Source organism: Vibrio sp. 10N.247.311.12 (genome assembly GCF_041467515.1).
In the GTDB taxonomy this organism is placed as follows: domain Bacteria; phylum Pseudomonadota; class Gammaproteobacteria; order Enterobacterales; family Vibrionaceae; genus Vibrio; species Vibrio crassostreae_C.
In genome coordinates, this window is the sequence record NZ_JBFSUV010000011.1 from 32,451 (window position 1) to 47,391 (window position 14,941).

The following is a 14,941-nucleotide window of genomic DNA, read 5'->3' on the forward strand; positions in this document are numbered from 1 at the left end:
AATACAAATTCACACCCAAAAACTTCCCTAAAGTTGCCAACTTAAATGACACTTTTGTGAATTATGATGCCAACGTATTGATTCTTGGTTGCTCAAAAAAAATACTCTTAAATCACGTTGACGCCCCTATATCTAGCAACTAGATTTTTCTATTAGTGTCTACAACAGGAGGTCATTGAAATGAAACGTGCTAGCTCTACATATCGATTACAACTGATTAAGGAAGTGGCAACTCGCCGAGATCGTCAACGTTCCAATGACCCGATGGCAAACTACATACAAACCCTAATAGATAATAAAGATGATTGTGATACTTCGGTTGAACGCAACCAGAGGTTCAGTGGCAGTCATTTTGATGAGCACATAGGTGGTTGGGTAAGTGACCACTGGGGTAACAAGTAGGACAAAGAGAGTAATCCAACCAGCATAATCGCTGTAGAATTCGTCTCCGAATTAACCTATCATCTGCAACAATTCCCTATCCTAGAGTAAGCAGAAAGTGTCTGAGTTAAAAAGAGAAAAAGAAGTGATGGTTGCCTTCCAAGTGATACCTCGCGTTAAAGAAGGCAACAACTTCGAAGTGGTTGATAAAGCCATTGAAGTTGTGAAAGCTGCCGATGTGCCTTTCCAAGTCGGTGCGATGGAAACTACGATGAAAGGTGAACTCAACCAATTACTCGATATCGTTAAAAAAGCAGAACAAGCTTGCTACGATGCAGGGGCGGTAGAAGTGATCACAAACATTAAGATTCACAGTAAAACCACCGAGGCCGATGATACATTTTGCACGTACCATCGTGGTGTAACGAAAGCGAATCACATGTTTGTTTAATCACATTTTTGTTTCTGAAAACTGAGCTTTAAGAAAGGCTCTGAAGAACCAGTGGTGTTATTGGAAAGGCATGTCTGAGAGGTGAGAAAGGATTTCCATTCGTTCTTCTTCTGACATCGAATGCCAATCACGCGGAGTCTCTTCAGGGTCATCTTTTGCCCCGATCGGTTTTCGGTCAAGTGCTTTGACTGGCTCTTTTTTGATTTTTACGCTCTTTTTATTCATACCGACACCACTCCTTCAGGTACAAAGGTACCTACTTTAATATTACACCCCAACCATTATGTAAAGTAATAGTTACTTCGGAGTTAAATAAAATCTAAATACTTCCTCTTTAGCCAAAAAGATCTCTTTGGGGACTGGTATTTCCCTCTTCATCGACCTGCTTACCAATCAAGTTTTTTTGATTCATTATTTTTCTTCTATAGCGCTGACGACACAGCTTTATCACGTGCAATTGTTCTGACGGTGTCATCGACATCCAATTAAAGCGCTCTTCTCTCTTGCGCATACAACCGTTGCAATAGCCTTTGTCATCGCTTGAACAAACCCCAACGCAAGGGCTTGGAACTTGGAAAAACTCTAACTGCTCCACCATGCCTCCTTACACATTCAAAATTACGCTTACTCTCTCAAAAATAAGCGATTAATTTGTCGCCTGGCTCGTGAAATCCATACTAAACTATGACCTTATACTGACACATATAGTGTTTTGTAAACTATACTTTGAACCCATCAAGTTACACTTATCCGGTAACTTCGTTCTTTCCTTTGGAGCCTTATAATATGAAGTTTAGTTCAAAAAAATTACTAGCAGTAGCCGCTTTACCTATGATGCTAGCAGCATGCACAACAACAGGTGACAACGCGATGCAAGTAACACCAACCGATCTACAGCACCATAATTGGGAACTTGCGCAAATTGATGGCAAGGACATTGTGAAAAGCGAAGACCAAGCAGCTCCTCGTCTAGAGATCGGCGAAAAGATGACTGCAAACGGCATGGCTGGTTGTAACAACTTCTTCGGTCAAGGCGAGCTGAAAGACGGTCAATTCCGTATCAAGCAAATGGGCATGACAATGAAAATGTGTCACGGCTCTGCGATGGAAATCGAACAATCGGTTTCTGCTACTCTAAGCGAGTGGAGCGACGTAACGCTAACAAACGATACGCTAGTACTGAAAAACGATGTACACACGCTAACGTACACAATTCGTGACTGGGTAAACTAATCCGTCATCGAAACCAAATACTGATTAAAGGAGCCTGATGGCTCCTTTTTTATTGTCAGCTTGCCCTCACTACTTCTTCAAAATTGACGCTCATCGCCGACTTTTCGTACCAACCTCCAATAAACCTCAAAAATCTCTCATTTAGATGCAATAAATTCAACGGTTCAGCGGTCTGTTGCTAGGATGGCAAAAGCCTAGAGTCTGTCGAGTTTTCGAGATGATTACGTATCGAACAAAACTCGACCGCGAACTCCCTGCTTGTTCTCAAGTAATTGATTGAATTTACTGTTGAATTAGAATTTATTTCAGAAACAGATAGAATAACTATTAGGGCATGTTGATCTTTCGTTAACCACGAAGGGTCAATACGCACTAGGGAGTTCGAAAATACAATGCTCTTGCCCGTTCACTACCAAATGGAAAAGTTTATGAACAAGATAGTAAGTACGTTAGGAATCATGGCAACCGTTGCATACAGCGCAACCATTTATGCTGATGAAGCAACATCCATCGACAGCTGGAACCAAATAGAACAGCAGGCAGAGGGAGAAACTGTCTACTTTCACGCTTGGGGCGGAAGCCAAGAGATCAATCGTTACCTACAGTGGGCAGGCAAGAAATTACAAAGTGACCACGGTGTCACGTTAAAGCATGTGAAAGTGACCGATATTGCGGAAACCACCACTCGACTGCTTGCTGAAAAAGCGGCAGGAAAGAACAGTGAAGGCAGCGTCGATATCGTCTGGATTAATGGCGAGAACTTCCGTTCGATGAAAGACAACGCGCTATTGTTTGGGTCATTTACGGAATCACTTCCAAATTGGCAGTATGTCGATAAGTCTCTGCCAATTGATGTCGATTTCTCAGAGCCGACAGAAGGCTTAGAAGCACCGTGGGGCGTGGGACAACTGGTGTTCATTCATGACCAAGAAACACTTCACAACCCGCCACAATCATTCTCTGAGATGTTAAGCTACGCTCAGGCTTTCCCGAACCGCTTAAGCTACCCTCGCCCACCAGAGTTTCATGGCACGAGCTTCATTAAGTCACTACTGATTGAACTAACAAACAATAACCCTGCGCTGGCTCAGCCGGTTTCAGAAGACAACTTCCAAGAAGTAACGGCACCACTGTGGGCTTACTTAGATAAATTCCATAAAGTGGCGTGGCGCGGTGGAAAGCAGTTCCCAGCAGGCACATCGGAAAGCATCCAACTTCTGGATGACGGACAGATCGATCTCGCGATTACGTTTAATCCAAACTCTGTTTATTCAGCACAAGCCAGTGGTCGCTTAGCCGAAACCACTAAGGCTTATGCTCTAGAAAGCGGCGCTCTATCTAACATTCACTTCCTTGCGATTCCTTGGAACGCCAATGCAACCGCGGGTGCTCAAGTGACCATTAACTTCTTACTGAGCCCTGAAGCACAGTCTCGCAAGGGGGACCTCAATGTTTGGGGCGATCCTTCGGTTCTGAGCAGCAAGTACCTCACTGGCAGCGCTAAAAACACCCAGCAATTTAAATCGGTTGATGAACCACACCCGAGCTGGCAAAACGCGCTCGAGAAAGAGTGGCTTAAGCGATACGGTAACTAGTCTTCATGCTACGCGCTCTATATTTTGTTGTTATAGCTGTATGCATTATCCCGACCATTCCTGGGGTAGCGGGAGTCGTGGCTTCGTCACTGAGTTTCATCCCGCCCCTTGGTTTAGAGGAGCCGACACTCAACGGTTTTAGCCAAGTCTTTCAATGGGAAGGGGCTTGGCACTCTATTGGCTTAAGCCTAGGTTCAGCAATTGCAAGCAGCTATATAGCCTGCTTCCTGACCTTTTGTATTCTTCAAGCCTCTTGGGGAAACAAGTTTTGGAGAAAGATTGAGTTTACGCTATCGCCAATGCTTGCCATTCCACATGTAGCTTTCGCTATCGGCTTTGCTTTTCTGTTTAGTCCAACGGGGCTTGGCGCAAGAGCGGTACATCACTTGCTCGGCGAATCGGCTACCAGCTCTGAATTGGCGTTATTGGTGAAAGACCCATACGCGTTCGGCTTAATTATTATGCTCGCACTCAAAGAAGTCCCCTTCTTATTGCTGATGAGCATTTCGATACTTCAGCAAATTGATGTAGAGCGTATCACCAAGGTCAGTGCATCGCTCGGTTACAGCCGCGCTCAGATCTGGTGGAAATGTATTTTCCCACAATGGTTTACTAAGCTTCGTTTCCCAATGCTGGCGGTACTCGCTTACAGTGTCTCGGTTGTCGATATTGCTTTGATCATAGGCCCAACCAACCCGCCGACCTTTGCCGTTTTGGTATGGCAATGGTTCAACGATCCGGATCTTAACCTACTTCCGCGAGCTGCTGCTGGTGCCATCGTTTTGTTTGGTTTAGCTTCGTTGATCATCGCCTTGGCGCGTTTAGTTGAATGGGCGGTTCTTAAGTACTTTCGAACTTGGCAGTATTCCGGAAGAACAGGGGCAAACCTTCCGGGGAAAACGGTATTCACTGTCCTTGCTAGCCTTTCACTGCTGATCATTCCTTTAATGGTAATTTGGAGCGTTGCTCAGCGTTGGCGCTTCCCTGATTTACTGCCGAGCCGCTACAGCACGCGCTTCTGGGAGTTCGAGTGGGAAGGCATCATGAGCACCGTTGGTCAAAGCTTATGGATTGGTCTGATTGCTGCTTCAATCGCTTTGTTGCTTGCGCTGGTTGCTCACGAATACAGAATCAAATACAAGTGGCAAGTTCCGGGCTTCATTATCGCTATTCCAATGCTAATACCACAGCTTTCAGTGTTGTTTGGTATGCAAGTCACGACCCTCTACATCGGCAGTAGTGCCTATGAGTTCTGGGTGATTTGGGCGCATGTTTTCTTTGCTTTCCCGTTTGTGTACCTGTCTTTGGATGGCCCGTGGCAAAGCTTCAATGATGGGTTGATTAAAGCCTCGCTGAGCCTAGGTAAATCGCCATTTCAGAGTTGGTATTCGATCAAACTACCAATCTTGCTTCCTGCGATTGCCTTTGCTTGGGCGGTCGGGATCAGCGTGAGTTTGGCCCAATACCTTCCAACATTAATGCTCGGCGCGGGCCGTATTAGCACGATCACCACAGAAGCCGTTGCACTTACCAGTGGTTTCGACCGCAGGGTGACAGCAATCTATGCCATTTGGCAGGCCCTATTGCCTCTGTTCTTTTTCTCTTTAGCGATATTAGTCAGCCGACTTCAACTGAGATATCGCCGTCTTACTTTTAAAGGTTTCCTAAGTAATGAGTCTGTACCTCAACGACCTCGCCATCCGTAAAACCGATGGAGATTCGCTGTTCTCAGCGCTAAACGTCACATTAGAATCTGGCCAAATACTGGCTTTGATGGGGCCGAGTGGCTGCGGAAAGTCGACCTTACTGGATGCGATTGCTGGTCACTTAAGTGAAGATTTTTCGTACTCTGGCACCGTTGTGTTGAACAATATTCAGCTCGACGAGCTTCCACCACATCAGCGTGAAGTCGGTATTTTGTTTCAAGATGACTTGTTGTTTCCGCACCTCAAAGTATGGGAAAACTTGGCCTTTTCGTTACCGAACTCTGTTAAAGGTTCCGCTCGCCAAAAACAAGCAATGGCTGCACTAAAAGACATAGAGCTAACTCACTTAGCTGAATCTTTCCCGGATCAAATATCCGGCGGTCAACGCGCAAGAATAAGCTTGACTCGTATGTTGTTAGCCAAGCCTAAACTCGCCCTGCTTGACGAACCGTTCAGCAAGCTAGACCAAGAGTTAAGAGCACAATTTCGCGATTGGGTCTTCGAACAGCTGACCAAAGCGAATATCCCTACATTAATGGTCACGCACGACGAAGCCGATGTACCTCAAGGGGCAGAAGTACTGTCTTGGCCATGGAGAAGTAACCATGCTGGATAAGTACTCCATTAAGGTCATTAAGTGGCCATTAAATCAGTCTGCTAAGTTACTAAACCAATTGGGTATCACGGCCAATCAAACCACGTTATTCGGATTTCTGATTGGGTGTTTAGCGTTTCCAGCGTTGGCATTTCAACAATATGAGTGGGCGTTAGGCTTCATTGTGTTTAATAGAGTATGTGATGGGCTTGATGGAGCCTTGGCTCGAATCCAAGGCATTAGTGATGCGGGCGGTTTCCTCGATATCAGCCTAGATTTCCTATTCTACTCGCTGATCCCTTTTGGATTTGTCATTGCCAACCCAGAACACAACGCCATTGCCGGTGCATTTTTGATCTTCTCTTTTATCGGCACAGGCAGCAGCTTTTTAGCGTTTGCGGTTATGGCAGGCAAGCGAGGCATTGAAAACCCAGTCTATAAGCATAAGTCTCTGTACTACATGTCAGGGCTAACCGAAGGCACTGAAACCATCGCTTGTTTCATCGCGTTTTGTATTTGGCCTCAACACTTTGCGGTTATCGCTTACACCTTTGGTGCAGCTTGTTGGCTAACCACGTTCATGCGTATTTATTTTGGTTTTCAGACACTAAAAAACCAAGCTAGTTAATAAATGAGTTAGTTTCTTGCACCTATAAAAACGCCGCTCATTGTGAGCGGCGTTTTCTATATTAGTATGGATAATGCCCGCTAAATCATGACATCAAGCTTCAGCTGAAGCCGTGATTTTAAACCTCAATACCTTCAGGCTTGAATCAAGGTCGACATCGACAAACTCAGGCGGGTTGTCCAGACGCTCAATGAACTCAACGCTTGGTGCTTCTTCTGCCATCGTCTCAATCAGGAAGTTTGGTGATACTGCTGGTGAGTTCACACACGCAATCACTTCACCGCCTTCAGTTAGAAGTTCAGGCAAACGACGTAAGATTTTTTTGTAATCTTTGGTTAGAGCAAAGCTGCCTTTTTGGAACGAAGGTGGATCGATGATAACGAGCTCGTAAGGACCGCCCTTCTTGATTTTCCCCCACGACTTAAAGATATCGTAGCCAAGGAAGTTAACCGAGCGCATATCGTGTTCATTCAGACGGTGGTTATCGCGACCTTTGTTTAGCGAGCCACGTGACATGTCCACGTTCATGCATTGACGAGCGCCACCAGCGATAGCCGCGACAGAGAAACCACAAGTGTATGCAAACAGGTTAAGAACGTTCTTATCCTTGGCATTATCTTGTACCCACTGGCGACCATTACGCATGTCTAGGAACAAACCGAAGTTCTGATTACGGCCAATGTCTAATTGGTACTTAAGACCATGTTCAACCACAACCGGAGAATCATTCAACTCTCCCCATAGAACCTCTGAAGGCGCGCCATCGGCATAACGGTGTTGCAGAACAATGCTTGTGCCCTGCTTTGATTGCCAGATATCTTTGTTGGTGAGTTGAACCAATCCAGCTTTTAGAGATGACAAGAATTCGTCGTCTACTTCTTTAAACACGTTAACCAGTAGCTGTCCATCAACCCAGTCACATGTCAGTTGCTCTAGACCAGGCCAAAACTTACCGCGCCCGTGGAAAATACGGCGTAGTTCGTTTGGTACTTCATTAAGTTGCTGTTCAATATGACTAAAAAACAGAGGTAAAGCTGATGCTTCCATTATTTCACTCACTTAGTGTTTAGCTTTGGCCAAGTTAATGACCAAGGTTCAAGCCAACTGTCCAAACCGTTCGACACGGTTTCCTGATGCCACTTCTCACCCAAAGAGTTTAAGCTCCTTGGGTCGCAGACATATTCGTAGGCTTGTGATTGATAGGCAAATCGAATCGCGAAGGCATGTAGATAACCTCTGTCAGCCTCACTCGATGGATTATAAATAGGGTCACCAACAATGGCTGAGCCGATCGACTTCATCGCGACACGGATCTGGTGAGTTCGCCCTGTATAGGGTTTGCATAACAGCAGACGCTCACCGGGTTCAGCCGTTGCTGATAAAAACTGAGTAATCGCAGGGTTCTCTTTGGATGTCAGAAGTTTCCAACTTGAGCGTCGTGAACGCTCCATGTCTCCTGAGATCAAACCTTGCTTTTTCTTTGGCTTCTTAGAACCGATCGCAAGGTAGTATTTCTCTACTTCACGCTTTGCAAATAGCTGTGAAAGCTCGCTCGCCGCCGACGCATTTTTTGCCAGCAGCAGAATGCCCGAAGTCATTTTATCTAGTCGATGAACGAGATACAGCTTAGGCTCATTAATTGCCTTAGCAACTTCTTGAAGCAACATGGTATCGCCATCGTCTTTGTGGACGCTGACTCCAGGGTGCTTATTGATAAGTAAAAAATCAGAGTGGTTCAGAAGAATATCGAACATTAAAGGCTAGCTCCATTGTAGAACGTGGAGTATACCGCGTCTGAACCCAGATTCCAGCTACGAAAAAGCCCAACTCACTCAATAAATATTGAATCGTTGGGCTTCTTTTCAGCAACTAGCGATCAGTGCGTGGTCTTTACTCGATTACCAATAGGTAAATAGAACCAAGCTACCGCTTTACCCCAGTTTAAACTTACCAACTAATGCTTCTAGCTCAGCAACCTTAGCGTTCAAGCCTGATGTATTTTCGGAGCTACGAGTTGCTAGCTGCAGAGATTGCTCAGAGATATCGCTAATCGCGGTAATGTCCGCTGCAATTTCTTTGGTCACAGCCGTCTGTTCTTCTGCCGCAGTCGCAATAGAGTTAACCATGCTTTGTACATTGCCCGCACCGCTCACAATCGCTTCTAGAGCCGAAACAGCACCTGAGCTTTGCTCAACACCAATCTCAACTAAACGACAGTTATCTTGAGTGTAAGTCACCGCTTCTTGAGTGCCCGATTGAATCGATTGAATGATGCCCGAGACTTCTCGTGTCGCTTTGGTTGTTCTTTCTGCTAGCGCTCGCACTTCATCGGCTACCACAGCAAAACCACGACCAAACTCGCCTGCACGTGCCGCTTCAATTGCAGCGTTAAGAGCTAACAGGTTAGTTTGCTCAGCAATGTCTTCGATTACCTTGATAACGCTACCAATCTGCTCACCGTGAGAACCTAGAGTATTCATTTGCAACGACATATCGCTCATTTGAGTCGACACTTGTTGAATACTCGCCACCATCTCAACAATCACGTTGCGGCCATCTTCTGCAGAGGTTTCTGAGCGACGTGCTTCTTCATAAGTAGACGTGCCCTGCTGCGCCACTTCTGAAATGGTCAAGCTTAACTCTTCAGCAGCCGTTGCAATTAAGTTGGCCTTATCAGCTTGAGCAGAAGCGCCCGTTACGATGTCTTGACTAATAGAAGATAGTTCGCCCGTAACAGATTGAACTTCATAGGTCACAGAAGAGATAGAACCTAATAAGTCCACTAACGACTTCTGCATCTGGTTAATCGAACTAGCAAGATCAGCCAGTTCATCACCAGACTCATCGGTAATGTCACCTGCGGTTAAATCACCATTTGCCACGCGGCGTGCTACTTGTTCAACACGAGTCAGGCGATTAGTAATAGAACTCGACAACATATATGCAATCACACAACCGAAGACGATAGCAATCGCAGACAACACCATGATAGTGCGCTCGATGGTAGTAAACGTGTCGGTTAGTGTCAGTAGTGACTGTTCTGTATCTGCGCGCTCACTTGCTGACGCTTGATCCAGTAAGTTCTCAATAGGGATAAGATTGCTCTCATACAAAGATCGTAGCTGTTGAATATTGGCTAGTAGCGCAGCTTCATCATTGATCTTCGGCACAAGCTTTGATTCAAACTCTTGAGTGAAACGCCCCATCAGGTCTTCAATTCGCTGAATACGGCGGTGGTCTTCCGAACCTCTACTCTCCAAACGCTTAGCCTGCTCGATAGCTTGAGCAAATTCGTTCTTGTTGGTTCGATAATCATTGAGTGCATTATCGACCAGAGTGATTGCACCCAGAGCATCTCGATAGACATCTCCAGCTTCATCTATCAGAACAAGATAGGTAACAGTGCCCGGTACATCGTCCATTCTGATCTCATCAGCACTTCTATGAGCGCCAATAACTTCTATCCATACAATACTGACTAACGTGACAAGCACCGCCAATATAGAGCCAAAACCGGCATACAGTTTCTTTCTCACTGACAATTTCACACAACACCTACCTAAATCAAAATATAGCTCTAACAGCTATTCGTTCCATTTATATCGGCTATCAGACGGATACCTTTAATAATTATTTTTCTTAGATAATTAAGTTCCAGACATAAAAAAACGGGAGCTAATGAGCTCCCGTTTATCAAATTACTTTATCTTGCGATTAGAACTTCTTAGAAATCAGCGCAAAACCAGCAATGATACCAATACCTAGTAGCATGATTGCACCTTTACCGCTATCGAAGCCAGAAGAGATACCCATGAACGCAACGATTGCGATAGCTACAGGGATGATGTACTTAACTAGTGTGTACCATAGACCAAATAGTGGGAAAGAGACTTCACCGTCGTTAGTGATTTCTTTCTCTAGGTCTGCACGGTTTAGTCTCCAACCAGCGAAGATACATACCAACATACCGCCAACCGCTAGGAAAATCTTATCCGTTAGTAGGTCGAAAATGTCGAACGCGCCAGTATCAAACAGTGTTGGACCGAAGCCGCCAAGTGATAGAGAAGCGAAGATACATAGAATCGCCATTACAACACTTGCAGACAGTACCGCTGTTACACGCTTCATGCCTTTCTCATCGATTAGGTAAGAAACCACAACTTCAAGTAGAGATACTGAAGATGTTAGTGCCGCAACACTCAAACCAACGAAGAACATAAGAGCAAATAGAAGACCGATTACGCCGCCCATTTCAGCGAATAGCTGAGGAACAACAACGAATACTAAACCAGGGCCCGCTGCAGGTTCCATACCGAACGCGAACATTGCAGGGAACATTGCAACACCAGCTAGAATAGCAACACCAGTATCCATTGCGGTTACCATTGCTGTTGTCTGAACTAGGTTCTCTTTCTTCTTAAGGTAAGAACCGTATGTCATCATACAACCCATACCAAGACTTAGAGAGAAGAATGCTTGACCTAGAGCGGCTAGGATTACATTGCTGTCTACTTTAGAGAAGTCAGGACTGAATAGGAACTCAAGACCAGCCATCGCGCCCGGAAGCATAATGCCTTTGATTGATACTACAATAAGGATAATGAAAAGAAGCGGCATCAGGATCTTACCTGCTTTCTCAATACCACCAGAGATACCTTTCATAACGATAACAACGTTAAGTAGTAGGTATAAGCCCATCCACATTAGTGGTTGAACTGGGTTTGAGATAAAGCCACCAAAGCTATCACCAATTGCTTCTGGTGCGTCTAGAAGACCACCTGCAATTTTACCGATGTATGCGATTGACCAACCGCCTACTACTGGGTAGAAACCCATGATAAGTAGACCACTGAATACGCCGATAACGCCAGCGAACGTCCAACGACGGTCAGTTGTTTTAAATGCACCTACTGCTGATTTTTGCGTATGACGGCCAATCGCAAATTCAGTCAGCATGACACTGAAACCAATAAAAATTACAAAAAACAGGTAAATGGCAACGAATGCACCACCGCCACTTTCGCCTGCTGTGTATGGGAATTTCCAAATGTTACCTAAGCCAACAGCAGAACCTGCTGCAGCCATTACGAATCCTAACTTCGAACCCCAGGTATCGCGGGGTGTTGTGGTTGTATTACTAGTAGCCACGTGTACTCCAAACTTTTGTGTTATGTGATGTTGTGTTTTGCTTTGGGTGGCGTCTTTAAAAGGAAGGTGTATAAATAAATTTACACACCTAAAAGATTTGATTGACGCTCGTTGTCTAGCAAGTAAACCAGTTTAAGAATAAAATTGGAAGAGCATACCGTACAAATTTCGTTAAAGATGTAAATTTTTATGGTTAAATGCCGACTTTTCATACAAAACAATCGTTTTCTTCTTAAGTTGACCAAAACTTAACAACTTTAACCTATTTACATCTTTTGCTCTATTTTGTAAATAGTTGAATCCTTAAATTCCCATATCCGTTAAATAGCATTACTATCTAAGTGTCTCTTTTTTCGAGTATTCAATGTGGATAAGCTTTATCATTTTTTAACTTTGGCCTCTGTTGTTTTGTACTGGGTTCTCGTAGCCGGTGTGACGTTTCGTGTTGTACTAAAACGACGCTCTGTCAGCGTTTCTCTTGCTTGGCTAATGGTTATCTACATTATCCCGATTGTTGGTGTAGCTTGTTACTTCCTTTTTGGTGAGCTAAACCTAGGCAGAAAAAGGGCTGAACGCGCTCATCGTATGTTTACCCCTTTCGGCGACTGGTTCCGTCAATTGAATGATTGCCAACTTCACCAACCAGGGAAAGTCGGCTCCCCTATCCATAAGATTGACGAGCTTTGTAACAATCGAATGGGCATCCCTGCACTCAGTGGAAACACTCTATCGCTGCAATCTTCACCAAACGAGATCCTACACGCAATTATCGAAGATATAGAAAATGCACAAACCAGTATCAAGATGGTTTTCTATATTTGGCATCCAGGTGGCCTGACCGATTCGGTTGCCTCTGCGCTGATTCGCGCTGCAAAACGTGGCGTAGATGTTAAAGTTTTGCTCGATTCAGCCGGTAGCCCTCGCTTTTTCAAAAGCCACTGGCAGTCAATGATGAAGGACGCAGGCGTTCAAGTCGTACAAGCACTAGAAGTGAGCCCATGGCGTATTTTTTTACGTCGCCTAGATTTAAGACAACACCGCAAAATCATTGTGATTGACGAGACTATCGCCTATACGGGTTCAATGAACATGGTCGATCCTGCTCACTTCAAACAAAGTTCCGGCGTTGGTCAGTGGATTGATGTAATGGTCAGAGTGACTGGGCCAACCGTTAATGTGTTATCCGCTATTCATGGCTGGGATTGGGAAGTTGAGACTGGTGAACGCATTCTCCCTGATATACCTGAATGCCCAGTTGAAGAAATCATGACACATCATCCGGTTCAAGTAGTGCCGTCTGGCCCTGGCATGCCGGAATATTTGATCTTACAAGTACTGACCATCGCCATCAATCAAGCGAATCATTCTGTACGTATTACTACACCTTATTTTGTGCCAAGTGCTGACTTACTCGAAACACTTAAGATGACAGCTCAACGCGGCGTAACTGTAGAACTGATCATTCCACACAATAACGATTCACTAATGGTTAAATGGGCTTCTCGTGCGTTTTATACCGAGTTGCTTGAAGCTGGCGTGAAGATCTATGAATTTTACGGTGGCCTTCTTCATACCAAATCGGTAGTGATCGATGAAGATTTTTGCTTGATCGGAACCGTCAATATCGACATGCGCAGTTTGTGGCTCAACTTTGAAGTGACTCTGGCTGTGGATGATGTGCATTTCACGCAAAAACTGTCTGAGCTGCAGAAATCTTATATCGCTTCATCCCACTCTGTAGAGTTAGAACAGTGGGAGCAAAGAAACCTTAGTAATCGCTTCTTTGAGAGGCTGTTCTATTTATTCAACCCGTTGCTCTAATACTCCTCGCTCGCCGACCACCATTGGCAACGAATAGTATCTTTGCGATCGCTTTTTAACTTTTCATCACAAATCGAGGAAAAGTTAAAAAGCAAAAGAAAACGTTAAAAACTCTCTCTTCCCTCTTGCTTTGATGGCTACTCGCATGTTTTAAATAGGACATAACCGATTGATAAGGAATTCACAGCATGTCCGAGAACAAAACCACTAAACTTATCACTGCCGGTCGTGATAAGAAGTGGACCAATGGTGTTGTTAACCCACCAGTACAACGCGCTTCAACTGTCGTATTTAACTCAGTAGAAGAGAAGCGTAAAGCTACGATTAACCGCGCTAACAAGACCCTTTTTTACGGACGTCGTGGAACCAACACTCATTTTGCCTTCCAAGATGCGATGGTTGAAGTAGAAGGCGGCGCGGGTTGTGCACTGTACCCGTGTGGTACGGCCGCCATTTCTAATGCCATTCTCTCTTTTGTAGAAACAGGTGATCATATTTTAATGGTTGACACCTGCTACGAACCTACTCGTGATTTCTGTGACACCATCATGAAAAAGATGGGGGTAGAGACAACTTACTACGAGCCAACGATTGGTGAAGGTATCCAAGACCTTATCAAGCCAAACACTAAGGTGCTGTTTACTGAGTCTCCAGGCTCTGTCACCATGGAAGTGCAGGATATTCCAACACTAGCGCGTATCGCTCATGAACATGACATCATCGTTATGCTAGACAATACTTGGGCGGCTGGCGTGAACTTCTCACCGTTTGATTTTGGTGTTGATATCTCGATTCAAGCAGCGACCAAATACATCGTGGGTCACTCTGATGTGATGCTAGGTACGGCAGTCGCCAATGAGAAATGCTGGGATCAACTAAGAGAGCAAAGTTACTTGATGGGGCAATGTGTCTCACCTGATGATGCTTATTTAGGGCTTCGCGGCATTCGTACTCTTGATGTGCGTCTACGCCAACACGCAGAAAGCAGCTTGAAGGTCGCAAAATGGTTAGAGACTCGTCCTGAAGTTAACCACGTTCGTCACCCTGCTCTTGAGTCTTGCCCAGGCCATGAATTCTTCAAACGAGATTTTACTGGCGGTAATGGCTTGTTCTCTTTTGTACTAAACAACTCTAATATCAAAGCGACGACAGCGTTACTTGATGGAATGACACATTTTAGTATGGGTTACTCTTGGGGTGGATTTGAAAGTTTGATTCTAGCTAACGAACCAAGCAGTTTTGACAGCTTGAGAACTGTTGCCAATCCTAATTTCGAAGGTACCTTGATACGTGTTCATATTGGGTTAGAAGATGTTGATGACCTGATTGCTGATCTAGAGGCGGGATTAGAACGTTATAGCGCTCTGATTTAATCTGAGACGA

At 44.8% G+C, this 14,941-nt stretch carries 15 protein-coding genes; 9 read left to right on the top strand and 6 right to left on the bottom strand.

Going from position 1 to position 14,941, the window contains the following annotated elements; translation table 11 throughout:
- Window positions 1-180 precede the first annotated feature (180 nt).
- Window positions 181-402: a hypothetical protein gene (locus tag AB6E30_RS06915; RefSeq protein WP_017057116.1), complete on the top strand. Its 222-nt coding sequence runs from the start codon at window positions 181-183 to the stop codon at window positions 400-402.
- Window positions 403-529: 127 nt separating this feature from the next.
- Entirely contained in the window at window positions 530-832 is a 303-nt protein-coding gene (locus AB6E30_RS06920) for a thiamine-binding protein (protein ID WP_017065764.1), read from the top strand.
- Window positions 833-889: 57 nt separating this feature from the next.
- Here the strand turns inward: AB6E30_RS06920 and AB6E30_RS06925 are convergent, their stop codons facing one another.
- Together AB6E30_RS06925 and AB6E30_RS06930 are read right to left on the bottom strand one after the other, a co-directional pair.
- Complete coding sequence (locus tag AB6E30_RS06925) at window positions 890-1,057, bottom strand: hypothetical protein (protein ID WP_372103066.1); 168 nt, start codon at window positions 1,055-1,057, stop codon at window positions 890-892.
- A gap of 109 nt (window positions 1,058-1,166) precedes the next feature.
- The gene (locus AB6E30_RS06930; RefSeq protein ID WP_017060324.1) at window positions 1,167-1,430 is read right to left on the bottom strand and encodes a DUF1289 domain-containing protein; all 264 of its coding nucleotides are present in this window, start codon (window positions 1,428-1,430) and stop codon (window positions 1,167-1,169) included.
- A 188-nt stretch (window positions 1,431-1,618) separates the two neighbouring features.
- Between AB6E30_RS06930 and AB6E30_RS06935 the strand changes: the two genes are divergently transcribed.
- The 5 genes from AB6E30_RS06935 to AB6E30_RS06955 all read left to right on the top strand — a co-directional run bounded on the left by AB6E30_RS06935 (window position 1,619) and on the right by AB6E30_RS06955 (window position 6,589).
- The gene (locus tag AB6E30_RS06935; RefSeq protein WP_004734625.1) at window positions 1,619-2,065 is read left to right on the top strand and encodes an META domain-containing protein; all 447 of its coding nucleotides are present in this window, start codon (window positions 1,619-1,621) and stop codon (window positions 2,063-2,065) included.
- 428 nt (window positions 2,066-2,493) lie between these two features.
- Window positions 2,494-3,660 (top strand): ABC transporter substrate-binding protein, encoded by a 1,167-nt coding sequence (locus AB6E30_RS06940; protein WP_372103068.1) that lies wholly within the window; start codon window positions 2,494-2,496, stop codon window positions 3,658-3,660.
- A gap of 5 nt (window positions 3,661-3,665) precedes the next feature.
- Window positions 3,666-5,366 carry an ABC transporter permease gene (locus AB6E30_RS06945; protein ID WP_102429177.1) on the top strand — a complete coding sequence of 567 codons (1,701 nt, stop codon included), beginning with the start codon at window positions 3,666-3,668 and terminating at the stop codon, window positions 5,364-5,366.
- The gene (locus AB6E30_RS06950; protein WP_102429176.1) at window positions 5,332-5,982 is read left to right on the top strand and encodes an ATP-binding cassette domain-containing protein; all 651 of its coding nucleotides are present in this window, start codon (window positions 5,332-5,334) and stop codon (window positions 5,980-5,982) included. The genes AB6E30_RS06945 and AB6E30_RS06950 overlap by 35 nt, the downstream gene beginning before the upstream one ends.
- Window positions 5,972-6,589, top strand: a complete 618-nt coding sequence (locus tag AB6E30_RS06955; protein ID WP_017060320.1) for a CDP-alcohol phosphatidyltransferase family protein — start codon at window positions 5,972-5,974, stop codon at window positions 6,587-6,589. Before AB6E30_RS06950 ends, AB6E30_RS06955 begins: the two co-directional genes overlap by 11 nt.
- A gap of 93 nt (window positions 6,590-6,682) precedes the next feature.
- On the opposite strand, the gene AB6E30_RS06960 is transcribed toward AB6E30_RS06955, so the two are convergent.
- The 4 genes from AB6E30_RS06960 to AB6E30_RS06975 form a co-directional block, all read right to left on the bottom strand.
- Window positions 6,683-7,636, bottom strand: coding sequence for a class I SAM-dependent methyltransferase (locus AB6E30_RS06960; RefSeq protein ID WP_017071833.1), 954 nt, complete (start codon window positions 7,634-7,636; stop codon window positions 6,683-6,685).
- Between the two features lie 8 nt (window positions 7,637-7,644).
- Window positions 7,645-8,343 carry a TIGR01621 family pseudouridine synthase gene (locus tag AB6E30_RS06965; protein WP_017060318.1) on the bottom strand — a complete coding sequence of 233 codons (699 nt, stop codon included), beginning with the start codon at window positions 8,341-8,343 and terminating at the stop codon, window positions 7,645-7,647.
- A 177-nt stretch (window positions 8,344-8,520) separates the two neighbouring features.
- A complete protein-coding gene (locus AB6E30_RS06970) occupies window positions 8,521-10,137 on the bottom strand; it encodes a methyl-accepting chemotaxis protein (RefSeq protein WP_102393825.1) in 1,617 nt (538 codons plus the stop codon).
- Between the two features lie 166 nt (window positions 10,138-10,303).
- Window positions 10,304-11,737, bottom strand: a complete 1,434-nt coding sequence (locus tag AB6E30_RS06975; protein WP_050543975.1) for a sodium-dependent transporter — start codon at window positions 11,735-11,737, stop codon at window positions 10,304-10,306.
- Between the two features lie 366 nt (window positions 11,738-12,103).
- Here AB6E30_RS06975 and cls point away from each other — a divergent pair, with 366 nt between their 5' ends.
- Both cls and AB6E30_RS06985 read left to right on the top strand, forming a co-directional pair.
- Entirely contained in the window at window positions 12,104-13,558 is a 1,455-nt protein-coding gene (gene cls / locus AB6E30_RS06980) for a cardiolipin synthase (RefSeq protein WP_372103071.1), read from the top strand.
- A 188-nt stretch (window positions 13,559-13,746) separates the two neighbouring features.
- A complete protein-coding gene (locus AB6E30_RS06985; RefSeq protein ID WP_017065338.1) occupies window positions 13,747-14,931 on the top strand; it encodes a cystathionine beta-lyase in 1,185 nt (394 codons plus the stop codon).
- The last annotated feature ends 10 nt before the right edge of the window (window positions 14,932-14,941 follow it).

What these genes read in the sequence shown, in the direction of transcription:
- AB6E30_RS06915 (WP_017057116.1), top strand. Translation starts at nt 181, where the DNA reads ATGAAACGTGCTAGCTCTACATATCGATTACAACTGATTAAGGAAGTG.
- AB6E30_RS06920 (WP_017065764.1), top strand. Translation starts at nt 530, where the DNA reads ATGGTTGCCTTCCAAGTGATACCTCGCGTTAAAGAAGGCAACAACTTC.
- AB6E30_RS06925 (WP_372103066.1), bottom strand. Translation starts at nt 1,057, where the DNA reads ATGAATAAAAAGAGCGTAAAAATCAAAAAAGAGCCAGTCAAAGCACTT.
- AB6E30_RS06930 (WP_017060324.1), bottom strand. Translation starts at nt 1,430, where the DNA reads ATGGTGGAGCAGTTAGAGTTTTTCCAAGTTCCAAGCCCTTGCGTTGGG.
- AB6E30_RS06935 (WP_004734625.1), top strand. Translation starts at nt 1,619, where the DNA reads ATGAAGTTTAGTTCAAAAAAATTACTAGCAGTAGCCGCTTTACCTATG.
- AB6E30_RS06940 (WP_372103068.1), top strand. Translation starts at nt 2,494, where the DNA reads ATGAACAAGATAGTAAGTACGTTAGGAATCATGGCAACCGTTGCATAC.
- AB6E30_RS06945 (WP_102429177.1), top strand. Translation starts at nt 3,666, where the DNA reads ATGCTACGCGCTCTATATTTTGTTGTTATAGCTGTATGCATTATCCCG.
- AB6E30_RS06950 (WP_102429176.1), top strand. Translation starts at nt 5,332, where the DNA reads ATGAGTCTGTACCTCAACGACCTCGCCATCCGTAAAACCGATGGAGAT.
- AB6E30_RS06955 (WP_017060320.1), top strand. Translation starts at nt 5,972, where the DNA reads ATGCTGGATAAGTACTCCATTAAGGTCATTAAGTGGCCATTAAATCAG.
- AB6E30_RS06960 (WP_017071833.1), bottom strand. Translation starts at nt 7,636, where the DNA reads ATGGAAGCATCAGCTTTACCTCTGTTTTTTAGTCATATTGAACAGCAA.
- AB6E30_RS06965 (WP_017060318.1), bottom strand. Translation starts at nt 8,343, where the DNA reads ATGTTCGATATTCTTCTGAACCACTCTGATTTTTTACTTATCAATAAG.
- AB6E30_RS06985 (WP_017065338.1), top strand. Translation starts at nt 13,747, where the DNA reads ATGTCCGAGAACAAAACCACTAAACTTATCACTGCCGGTCGTGATAAG.